Source organism: Paenibacillus segetis, from assembly GCF_014639155.1.
Taxonomy (GTDB): Bacteria; Bacillota; Bacilli; order Paenibacillales; family Paenibacillaceae; genus Fontibacillus; species Fontibacillus segetis.
Genome location: NZ_BMFT01000001.1, coordinates 2,376,097 through 2,388,391, shown reverse-complemented (window position 1 = coordinate 2,388,391; position 12,295 = coordinate 2,376,097). Strand labels below are relative to the sequence as shown.

The following is a 12,295-nucleotide window of genomic DNA, read 5'->3' as shown; positions in this document are numbered from 1 at the left end:
CATTATTTTCTTATATCGCAATCATTTACTTAAATGAATAAAACACTTCTTTTCCCTCAAGAAAATCTCGGCATAACGGTATCGTTTTTACGATATGTTCTTTGATCCAGCCGTTTCTGTTCGAATCATGGATAAACATGGCATAACTAATGAAAATGTCCATGAATATGAAACCCTCAATATTCCTAATATCGTCATAAGAAAAGGTTGTTTTCGAACCGTAACCTTGTAGGAGGGTGTTTCTTTGTTCACTGTTAAGAATCGTAGCAGCACTACCTAGATCAAATAAATAATATCCGTACCCCGACAGACAATAATCAATGAGACATGGCTTACCCTCTGAAACAACCACATTATTCATTTGAATGTCAGCATGGATAATACCCCATTGTTGTTCCCTAGCGTTCAGAGCTGTTATCTGTCCCTTTACTACTTCAAGGACCTCCGCGATGATCTCATAGTCTGATTGACTATAGACATGTTCCACTACTCCGTATTTCAATTCTTCTAGTACATGATTTATGCTGTGAGCACCGTATTCAGGCCGATCTAACCCAAACAGTTTATAATCATAGGAAGCTTTGTGTAAATCCGCAAGCTGCTCTCCTAATTTGAAGGCAATATCCTCTACGTTATCTGCATCCAAGGATAGTGCTGAACCTTCAATCCACTCTAGTAGGGTGGCATAACTACGATTAAATTCATCTGAATAATATTCTGTCACGAACTCACCAAAGTAGTTCGCAACGGGTGTCTGGACTTGTAAGATATCTTTCTGATTCAGTTCTTGAAGTAGGTGTATTTCTGATCTTAAACCTTTTAATGTATGTTGGATACCTGAAAGACCTTCTGTTATGGGCTTATGTATACGTAGTAAATAATTTTTGCTGTCCTTGTTATCGGTTACTTTAAAAGTGATATTCTCATTATGTCTGATGAATTCAATAACTGGTTCTGAGATTGGATATTGCGACAGTACTTCCACAGCATGCTTAATCAAGAAAATCCCTCCATTTTTCAAATTCATAACAGGAGTATAACAAATGTAATGTTTTTTAAATGTGATAAAATAGCTGTTGAGGCGTGAAAATTAAAAATGAATGAAGGGGTTAATAAATTGAGTCAACTAGAGATAACGAAAAATGAGATTCTATCCGCATTTCATTTTAGACATGCTACTAAAGAGTTTGATTCGAATAAGAAAATAAGCGCTTCTGATTTTGACTACATATTAGAGGCGGGTCGTTTGTCTCCCAGTTCATATGGATTTGAACCATGGAAATTCGTTATTGTGCAAAATATGGACGTTCGTGCCAAGCTTGCAGAGTATGCAACAGGAGCGCGAAAGCAATTACAATCGGCTAGCCATTTTATGATCATTTTGACGAGATTACCAGAAGATATGGTTGCGGGCTCAGATTACATTCAGCGAATGTTGGAGCATGTTCAGAAGCTGTCACCCGAAATACTACAGGCGAAGCAGAACAACTATGATGATTTTTTAAAAACAAGATTTGCTATTGAAGACGACCCGCGAGTTATGTTCGAGTGGGCCTGCCGTCAAACTTATATTGCATTAGGTAACATGATGACTGCTGCAGCTTTGATTGGGATAGACTCTTGCCCAATGGAAGGTTTTAATCGAGAACAGATCAATGAAGTATTAGTTGCAGAAGGGATTATGGACCCCGAACATTTTGGCATTTCGGTTATGGCTGCGTTTGGCTATCGCTTACATGATCCATCTGAGAAGACACGTCGATGCATGCAAGAAGTGGTTGAGTGGGTGGAATAGTAGTGGAGCGGAATGTTTTTCCACTATGCTGAACTCCACATAAGGATATCTATTGAATAAATTAAGCCGACAGTTCCCTGCAGGGGAACTGTCGGCTTTTTGGCATGCTAAGTTCTTCATGTCGTTTTCGTATGTTAGTCTTGGATTTTTTGGACTTACTTTGCTAATTCTACAAAACCTTCTCCAAATACATCTCTTACATCATGAATGGTGAGGAAGGCTTCTCTATCCGCATTTTCAACGATTTTCTTGAGTGTGGACACTTCCTGTTTACTAATGACAATGTAGAGTACTTCTTTGGGCTCCTGGCTATAGTAACCCTTTCCTTGTAGTACGGTCACACCTCTGTCCATGATTAAATTGACCTGTTCAGCGATTTTGTCTTGTTGCATGGAGATAATTGTGACTGCCTTTTTAGGGTTTAGTCCTTCAATAATAAAGTCCATCACTTTGGTACCGACATAGAGCATAATGATGGTTATCATAAGCTTTTCTGCCCCGATAATGAAGTAAGAGGCAAATACAACGATCAAATCAAAAAATAAGAGGGCGTAACTAATATTCCAATTGAGATATTTATTAGCTATTTTTGCGAGAATGGTTGTACCTGCGGTACTACCGCCAACCCGGATGATCAGCCCAATTCCTGTTCCGACAAGTATGCCTCCAAATATCGCATTTACAATCAATTCATCGGAGTTAATATTCCAATCGTGGGTAAGGTGTAGAAACATGGAATTTAGTAACACGGCGATAATTGTATAAATAATCATCTTCTTATCCAGGAATCGATATCCGAAAATTAGCAATAAAGAATTCAATATTAAGTTGACTAGACTGGGTGACCATTGAAATAAATAATAGAGAATAATGGAAACCCCAGTAACCCCACCCTCTCCCAGTTCATTGGGAATGACAAATACGTTGACCGCCAAGGCAAACAGAAATGCTCCAAGTACTAAGTAAAATAAATCGTGAGTCAGCTTCTTTAACATCTATACCATCCTTACTTTTGCAATAATCAAAATACTATATCTCATTTAGGTGAGCTTAGGCAATCCCTTATTTTTGATGGCTAAGAACCCATGGAAGTAGAAAGGTCTCAAGTAGATTATGAATATGCAATGATCTGTATAAGGATAAGTTACTTTTGTTTAAAAATGAGAGGATAATTCCATTGAATAGGATATCCAATAGCATTCCTTATATTTATGAAAATCGTAAGTAATACGTTATATGCAATTTTTGTAATGTCATTTTGAAAGTTGGAGAGTTGAAGGTAGCAACAATCGTGAAATCGGGTATAAGGGTAATTTTTAAAAAAATAGGTCAAGTACAGATATATTCGATTGGTCAAAATCGTTACTTCATAAGCGCAAAATAATACACGCAAGAAAACTATAATCATACTAATCTTGATGTAAGCGCTAACACTTTTCTTTTTATGTTAGAGAAGGGTTGAATGCGGAAGATGAGTCATTATCGGGATACCTTAGAAATGAGGAATCGTGGGATGGAGGAAAAAGCGATGAAGAGAGTCCTATGCCTGTTACTAGCCGTTACCTTAGTAATCACATTGCTTCCTGTTGGAACAAGTGCAGCGATGTCAGCAGATGCAGGAAATTGGCAGCAAGATTTGGAAGTGCTTACAATTGGAGAGGACGCTGAGAGCATAAGCAATGAAGATGAAATAGTAAGCGATACGATCGAAGTTGATGGTGATCATGACAATCTTAGTAGTATTGATAATAATGGCCAAGCGGAGGAGAACATGCTAGGAGAAAGCGAAGATGAGATGGAAAACATCGCAGAACTTCCACTAGTAGCGGAGGAGACTCTCCAAGAGTCCGCCTATGTTAATCTATTTCCGAATGGTGATTTCGAAGAGACGGTAACGCCGAGTGGTACTTGGACTCAATATACCGATACGAACCCAGCACCTGTTAATTGGGATACATGGATTCCTGTAGGTTCTGGTAAACCAGCTGGTAGGACAGTAAGCGTAGCGGTCGATACTAATAATTATTATAGTGGTCAGCAATCGCTGCTGATTGATGCTTCCCAGACGAGTCGCGTATCCATTAATGCCAAGGCGCCTGTTGAGGCTGGTAAATCGTATCGTTTGCAAGTGTGGTATAAGACCGAAAAGGTTGCAGGTGGCAGCGGCGTTTATTATCGCACTTCTGTGGTGGATTCTACTGGAAAAGCGTTATTAACTGGGCCTACTTCAACTAAAGTGTATGGTACGAACGATTGGACGATGCAGCAAGTCTTTATTACGGTGCCAGATGGTGGTGCCAAATTTTTTGTTGAATTGTTCTTTGAAAATAGTACCGGTAAAGCGTGGTTTGATAACGTTCAGCTTGAGGAGTACGACGGCATAACAGGGTTAACGCTTGAACCGACGGCAATGACGATGACGGTTGGGGAGACGAACCCTCTTAGATTAACCTATACTCCAAATGATCTAACATCTCCTAATTTAATATGGAGTACTAGCGATGAGAATGTAGCTACTGTTGATAGCGTTGGTAATGTAACAGCAGTTGCTGCGGGTGTGGCGACAGTCACTGTTGCTACAGATGACCAGATGATCAAGGCACAGAGCAAAATTAGCGTAGATTCCGCAGAAACAGCAGCTGCCTACAATCAATTACGTACACGCTGGAAGCAGAAGTTAGTTGGAACTGCAGATGCTAACCTTGCTGCTGATCCTGCTATTCAGGCATTAGTGGCTGAGATGGACAATAGTGTATCCAATGCCACTAAGACAGGTTATCTTGATACACTTAGTGTTAATGATAGCAGCCGTAAATTCTTATGGTCAGATCTTACCGATAGCGCCGATACGAAAGAGCAGCATGCTAACAACATCGTTAGTGAGTTTACACGTATTAAAACAATGGCAATCGCTTACAATACGGAATCTTCTCGTTTTTATCAAGATCTACAATTGCGGGATGCAATTATTGGGGCTTTAGATTGGATGTACGCTAAGCGTTATAACGAACGTTTCTCCTACAGTACCGCCAGCAGCTGGTGGGGGTTTGAAATCGGTGCGCCGCAGTTGCTAAATGATTGTTTGATTCTTATGTATGATGCGCTGAACACTCAGCAAATTGAGAACTTTATGCGAACTATTGATAAGTATTGTCCTGACCCAACAAAGCGGGTACAAAATAGCAACGTTATCGAGACCGGCGGTAATTTGCTGGACAAAGCGCATGTTGTAACTTTGCGCGGTGTTATTGGAAAGAATAGTGCTAAGATCACGCAAGGACGGGATTCGATTGGCTCAGAATTCAACTATGTCAATAGTGGTGATGGCGTATATGAAGATGGATCACTGGTTCAGCATGCGAATATCGCATACACTGCTGGTTATGGAGCAGTCTGGCTCAGCCGCACGGCGGACATCACTTATTTGCTCAACAATTCACCTTGGGCAGTGACTGACCCACGTGTAGCTAACATTTACAAGTGGGTAACTGATACGTTCGAACCGGTTATTTACAAAGGGCTATACATGGATATGGTTAACGGACGAGGGATTTCTAGGAGCGATTCCGGAACGGCTCGTAGTACAATTGTAGCCTTAGCAAGTTTAGCAGAGGGGGCACCACCAGAAATAAGCGCTAATATTCGTAGTATGGTTAAGGAATGGGTGAGCAAGGATACAACCTTTGCTGATTACTATAAAGGCTTACCGATTTATAGCGTGATGTTACTGAAGAGCGTCATGAATGATGATACCGTTGTGGCGCGCGGTGAGCTCTCACAGAGTTACATGTTCAACGGTATGGCCCGGGTTACGCATCATCGTCCGGACTACGCTTTTGGACTAAGTATGTTCTCAGACCGTATCTCTGACTTTGAAATGGGTAATAAAGAAAACTTAAAAGGTTGGGATACCGGTCTTGGCATGACCTATATTTATAACAATGACTTGTTGCAATATCGCGATGGATTTTGGGCTACGGTGAATAGCTTCCGCTTGCCAGGCACGACGACAGACGGCTCTGGAGAAGGGAAGATACCGGGCGAATGGGCTTACTATTACAATACGGAAAGCCATGTTGGCGGTGTAACATTAGATCATTTGTATAGCGCAAGCGGTATGAATTTCTCATTAATGAAAGTAACTGGAAGTGATTTAAGTGGTAGGAAATCATGGTTCATGTTCGATGATGAAGTGGTTGCTCTTGGTACAGGTATTAGTAAAACATCGGTTGTAACTAAAACGGTAGAAACGATTGTTGATAATCGAAAGTTGAATAGTAGCGGTGATAACGAATTTATGATTAACGGTGAGCCGTTGCCTACATCATTGGGTTACGTGGAAGATATTGATGGTGTAAACTGGGCGCATTTGGCGGGTAACAGTGTAGGTTCTAGTTCAGATGTAGGCTACTACTTCCCAACTGCACCTACTCTACGTGTTATACGTGAAGGGAGAACAGGCTCGTGGTATGACATTAACAACGGGCAGTCGAAAGATCAGCTAACTCGCAACTATGCTAGCATCGCCTTTGAACATGGGAACAATCCACAATCAGAAAATTACGAATATGTATTGCTTCCTGGTAAGACGGCGGCACAAACAAAAGCTTATAGTGAACATCCAGCAGTAGAAGTACTGAGCAATACATCAACAGTACAGGCTGTGAGTAACAAGCATCTCGGCATGACGTCTGCGAATTTCTGGAGTGCGGGTTCTGTGGGGAGTATCAGTGCTAAATCCGCGGCTGCTGTCATCATGAAAGAAGAAGACGGTGGTGGAATGAAAATTGCGATCTCCGATCCAACGCAAAAACAAAGCACAGTGACGATTGAAGTCCACCAACCGGACCTGACACTGCTAACTGCAGATACTGGAATGAAAGTTACACCAATAGAAGGCGGAGTTAGTATTGATGTCAACACTGCGAGTTCTCTCGGTAAGACGTTCAGTGCAACATTTGATCTCGGAAAGTCCTATAACATTACCGTGGAAGGCGCAACAGCAGACAAACAGATCGCTAAGAAAGGTGAAACTGTAACGATAACGCTGGATACGCCAGTAGATAAAGAGTTCGACAAGTGGGCTGTAACTCCAGCAAACTTGACGTTAAATCAAGATGCAACGAACACCAATTTGTATACATTTATTATGCCTGGTGAAGCCGTTAAATTAACAGCAACTTATAAAGATGAAGCAGTTGTTGACAAGACTGCACCTACATGGCCGACAGGAGTACAATTATTAGCTTCAAGTGTTGGGAAGACGAGTCTAATCCTTTCATGGAGAGAAGCAACAGATGCTACGGGTGTAACAAGCTATAAAATTTACAAGAATAGCAGTGAATTAATTCTATTACCTGGTAATATCACTAGCTATACGGTCACTGGTCTATCAGCAAACACGAGTTATAACTTTGAGGTTATAGCTGGCGATACAGCAGGAAACTGGAGTGATGGTCTCAGTGTAACTGTAAGAACTGAAGCTAACTCTACGGCTGGCGGATCGACGCAATCACCGGATCCAGCACCAACAACGCCAACAACGCCAACAACGCCAACAACGCCAACACCAGCTGGACCAGTAGAGCCAGTGAAACCTGTGGGGCCAGGAACACCTAAAGTTGCTTTGTCTGATATCGTAAATCATTGGGCTAAGGCTTCCATTGAAACCGCAGTTGAACTTGGTTTTGTAAAAGGCTATGAAGATGGAGCTTTCAGACCAAATGGCGCTGTAACTCGCGGTGAGGTTTCGACAATGCTGGCAAGAGCGCTGAAATTAGAGCAAGCGGATACAAAATTTGGGTTTGTGGATCAAGACCAAACACCTGCATGGGCACAACCATTCATTCAGGCACTTGCTAAGGCGGGATATATTTCAGGTTATGAAAATGGTACATTCCGTGCGAATCATGAAATCACCAGAAGCGAATTAGTTGTTATTATTGTTCGCGCACTCGGCCTAGAAGTAAATCAAGATGTAACATTGATATTTGATGATGCAGATCAGATTCCAGTTTGGGCCAAACCATATGTAGCAGTGGCTGCAGAAGCAGGATTAATAAAAGGAAATGGAAGTGGTAAATTTAATCCTAATGCTCCTACAACTAGAGCCGAAGCAGTTACTTTGATTCTTGGCATGTTAGATGTTTTAAAATAGGGGACGCCGCAACGAAACAACTTGCTTTAGGTGATAAAAGGTAATAATGACATAAGCGAAAGCCAAGGTCTGATTTTTGGATCTTGGCTTTTTTATTATTGGGAAATTTTGTTTCTTGGCAGGAGTTTTTATTTATAATTGTTTAGTAGATACTTAAATTCTTCCAGTTTATAGTATGATAAGGCTATAACTCATAGGGTATCACTGTACGAATACATAAATTTAGATCGATGTTAAGGAGATGAGAGCATGACAGAAAATACCACAGCGAATCAAATTCGCATTATCGAATATGACCCATCCTTCGCCGGAGCGGTCGCTGAGATGTGGAATCGCAGTAACGAAAGCTGGGGCGGCGGCACCAATCATAGAACAGAGGATAGTGTACGTAGAGAGATGGAGATTTCGTCCAATCTTCATGTGTTTCTCGCGGTCGATGGTAAAGAGGTAATTGGTTTCTGTAGTTTCGCTCATTATCGTCATGACGAAGGAGCTTTATATGTACCGCTATTAAATGTACGCCCTGATTATCACGGCTATAAGGTCGGCCGTAATCTAATATTGAACGCTGTTCGTAAAACAGTTGAAGCGGGCTGGCCACGTCTCGATCTGTTTACTTGGGCAGGTAATACCAAAGCTGTGCCGATGTATAAAAAATGTGGATTCTTCTGGGAACGAAATGACGACTACGTCCATCTGATGAACTTTATTCCAACAGTTCTGCAAACGGAAGCACTCGCTCCTTATTTCGAGGAACTAGATTGGTACGCAGATAGCACACGCGAATTGCCCATCCAGCCGGATGGTCGCCGAAATGATGACTTTGATTTCTTTGATTATACTTGGCAAAAGGGAGGACTCTCCTTACGCGCAGAATTCGAGAAGACTGGCCGCGGGTTGACTGCACTCGATACTCCCGACTATGAAATCTCCACTGAGATTGACGAACATGATCTTGTGTTCGGATCGACTTACAAGATTCGTTACCTCATCAAGAATCGCTCGGAGTCTGAGCTGGCGATTGAGATCAAAGGTCAGAACGACAAAAATATCCGGTTTGACCTGTCCGCTGCACTTAAGCTCGCTCCAAGAGAAACGATTATTGTGGAGGGGGATTTCGAACTTGATCCGGTTCGGGAAGAGCAGAATGATAAGAAGACGCATCCCGTTGTGATGAGTAAATGGATCATCGGTGGTAAGCGGGCAGAGTTTCGCATTGGCATCGCTCCCAAATTTCCAGCTAAGATAAACATAGCGTTGCCAACTCGGGAGCTGTATCCGGGCATTCCAGCCGAAATGTACCTGAACGTGGAGAACAATTTTGCCTCGGAGGCGGAGTTCGTTTTTAACTTGCCGGAGGATGAATTCCTGGAATGGGTAGATCCTAAAGTACGCATCATGGTTCCGGCTAAGAGCAAAGCCTCTGTCAAGGTACCCTTCGCCCTGCGGTCTTACGGTCTTTATTCACGAGATATTGAGGTTAAGGCCACTCCGGTTGGAAAGAAGGATGTCACCTTCACTTGCAAGTTGTCCGTCCTAATGAAGGGAACGCATGGCCGCTTCGGCGGGCAAGTTGGGGATCAATGGGTCGCTGTAAACGGCGCATACTCCCTCCATATGAACAAGATTGATAATGGAATGTGGATTGAATATCCGGGTTCCAGTCATAATTTCTGGTGGGCCTATCCCAAGCTAGGCAAGCCGTTCGCTGACGAATTCTCCAAGAAGCAGGCCAAAGATGTGAAGATTTATCTCGAAGGGGAGAGTCAGGTTCTAGAAGCTCTCTATGAGTCGGAAGACTTTCCAGGCTTGGAGATAAAAACGGTAGTCAAGCTGTTTGCAAACGGAATTGCTGAATTTTATCACGAGATCTGCAATACCGGTAGCAAAGCGCTGGAAGAGAATATGTATGTGCAGACGAATTTTGGTTTCTTCGGCAAGCGGCTTATCTTGCCATACCAAGGCCATTACGTGGACATGGGCGATGCTTACTCAGGCGATCCGAGTTATTGGGACAGCGCTCAGATCACGGAGAACTGGCTGTTCTGTAAGGAAGAGAACGTCACATGCGGGATTTGCTGGGACCCTTCACTGAAACTGCTTCGTCCGGAATACCCACTAGGGCTGGAGCATAATCTTGGCCTATTAAACGCTGGAGAAGTTGTTCGGACAAAGACGACGATGTTTGCTTTGAACACCTTCACCAAGTGGTCAGAATTCCGTTCCTACGCCCGGAAACAGCGGAATTCGGTGATCCCGGTGCTGGATGATCATCTTGAATTAACGATCGGCGGCGGAAATCTCTTTGCGACAGGGGAGCTTCACGCAGAACTAATCGAACGAAAGATGATTCCGCTTGTTGGGAGTCTGGAATTGTATGTACAAAAAGATGGTGGAGCGGAGCGAAAGGCCGCCGAAATGGCATTGCTAAGGGAGCAGGATTTGCGCTCAGTGGACTTTGAGCTCTCTTCTGACGAGATAGAATCGACGGGATTTGGTGAATCCGGGCGGAAGGTCCGGGCTGTCTATCGCGGTGAGGATCGTGTTCAGGAGCGATCGGTTCTCTGGTTCCCTCAGACGGAGACAACCGTCACTTGTGAGCTGGATGAAGGACCTGCCGGTCCCATGTATACGGTGAGTAACGGAGCTCTATCAATCGCGGCTGCCCCTGAATTCGGGAGCGTCGTGCATTCCTTGAAATACCAAGGAGAAGAATGGCTGGACAGTTCCTATCCAGAAGCAGTTCCACGTTCCTGGTGGAATCCTTGGCATGGTGGACTTGGTGTGGGGATTCCAGGCATGGGGGGATTCAGTCGGTTGCAGGAACCAAGAACCGCTACTTGGGTGGAGCGGATCGACGCTCATGGAAACATTTGGAAAGGAATGCGAATCACCACTTCCATAGAGAAGCAAGAATCGAATCGGGGAATTATCATTAACCAGCATTACCTTATGCTCCCCGGCGTCCCAGTGTTATGTGTGCAGCATTCGGTGACTAATGGAAGTGGATTGGCTCTGCCGCATTATTCGCTAACGGAGGATAGTTACTTCAAGCCTTCACCTGTCTTTTCCGAAGGATGGATGGATCTCCCTGAGGAAGGCAAGTTTCTTCTTGGGAAAGTTGAAGCCCATCTTGATTCCAAGGGGATTATGCGAATTGGTGCGACGTCGCGTAAGGACCTGCTGCATATTGTGAATAGTTATCCCAATCAGCGGGCCTCGGTTTATGTGAACAATAAAGTGTTCACGCACGGTGTGAATCATCATCTTCCACTTCTGAATGGAGAAACTGCTTGGACACAGCCGACATTTCTGATCATGGGGAAGATCGCTCTGAATCCAGAGGATGTTCGTGGCCTTCTTAAGCTTACCTTTGCAAATCATACTGACGAAAAGGAGACCTCAAATGCCGATCATTGATATTCACATTCATCTGTCGGACATCGACAGCTTTTATCAAACAGCTAGGGATCTGTCCAAAGTCGATTACACTGCAACTGGCCTCAAAGCTGAGTTTGACAAGAACAACGTCGTTCTCGGAATTGGAATGGGAGTCACGGAGCAGACAAAGGGAGCTTTTCCCGATTCCACTTCACCCAATCCGATGGGACTTGACTTGGAAGATCGTGTTCCGCCTTTCTTAATGGAATGTGTTGGTATCAATCCGAACATGCTCATAGGCAAGCATGCATTGGAGGAATTGGACCGAATCGAAGCACGGCTGCAAGCTCCTGAGGTAGCAGGAATTAAGCTGTATGCTGGATACTATCATCACTACGTCTATGACAAAATCTATACACCGGTCTATGAGCTGGCTGCTAAGTACGGCACACCCGTGGTTATTCATACCGGGGATACGTACTCGATGAATGGTTTGCTCAAGTATTCGCATCCCCTTACCGTAGATGAATTAGCTTATCAGCAGCGAGACGTGAATTTTATGATCTGCCATCTAGGCGACCCATGGGTGATGGATGCTGCCGAAGTGGTGGCTAAAAATCCTAACGTATATGCCGATTTATCCGGTCTCGTTGTCGGTGATGGGCCCCATTTTGAACGGTTCATGAACGAACCCCTCTTCATGGATCATTTTCGCCGGGCGCTGGTGTACTGTGATCATTACGAGAAAATGCTGTTCGGAACCGATTGGCCGCTTGCGCCAATTGACCTGTATGCTGAGTTCATCCGTCGACTCGTGCCTGAGCAGCACCATGAGAAGGTCTTTTACGAGAATGCCTTTGGGCTGTTTCCGCGTATCCAGCAGCGGATTGCGGCGCTTTGAGCGGAGCGAGGAGAACAGCACTAGAGGGTAAATGGAATATGGAAAAATAAAATATAAGTGA

The 12,295-nt window shown here is 43.7% G+C and carries 6 protein-coding genes; 4 read left to right on the top strand and 2 right to left on the bottom strand.

Features of this window, described 5'->3' with window-relative positions:
* Window positions 1–25 precede the first annotated feature (25 nt).
* Complete coding sequence (locus tag IEW05_RS11085; protein WP_188538657.1) at window positions 26–1,000, bottom strand: phosphotransferase enzyme family protein; 975 nt, start codon at window positions 998–1,000, stop codon at window positions 26–28.
* A gap of 117 nt (window positions 1,001–1,117) precedes the next feature.
* Between IEW05_RS11085 and IEW05_RS11080 the strand changes: the two genes are divergently transcribed.
* A complete protein-coding gene (locus IEW05_RS11080) occupies window positions 1,118–1,795 on the top strand; it encodes an NAD(P)H-dependent oxidoreductase (RefSeq protein WP_229753339.1) in 678 nt (225 codons plus the stop codon).
* A 155-nt stretch (window positions 1,796–1,950) separates the two neighbouring features.
* On the opposite strand, the gene IEW05_RS11075 is transcribed toward IEW05_RS11080, so the two are convergent.
* Complete coding sequence (locus tag IEW05_RS11075; protein WP_188538653.1) at window positions 1,951–2,790, bottom strand: YitT family protein; 840 nt, start codon at window positions 2,788–2,790, stop codon at window positions 1,951–1,953.
* 533 nt (window positions 2,791–3,323) lie between these two features.
* Between IEW05_RS11075 and IEW05_RS11070 the strand changes: the two genes are divergently transcribed.
* From IEW05_RS11070 to IEW05_RS11060, 3 genes are all read left to right on the top strand, one after another.
* On the top strand, window positions 3,324–7,952 hold the full coding sequence (locus tag IEW05_RS11070; protein ID WP_188538651.1) for a polysaccharide lyase family 8 super-sandwich domain-containing protein: 4,629 nt from the start codon (window positions 3,324–3,326) through the stop codon (window positions 7,950–7,952).
* Window positions 7,953–8,201: 249 nt separating this feature from the next.
* The gene (locus tag IEW05_RS11065) at window positions 8,202–11,372 is read left to right on the top strand and encodes a GNAT family N-acetyltransferase (RefSeq protein WP_188538649.1); all 3,171 of its coding nucleotides are present in this window, start codon (window positions 8,202–8,204) and stop codon (window positions 11,370–11,372) included.
* Window positions 11,359–12,234, top strand: coding sequence for an amidohydrolase family protein (locus IEW05_RS11060; RefSeq protein WP_188538647.1), 876 nt, complete (start codon window positions 11,359–11,361; stop codon window positions 12,232–12,234). Before IEW05_RS11065 ends, IEW05_RS11060 begins: the two co-directional genes overlap by 14 nt.
* Window positions 12,235–12,295: the final 61 nt, after the last annotated feature.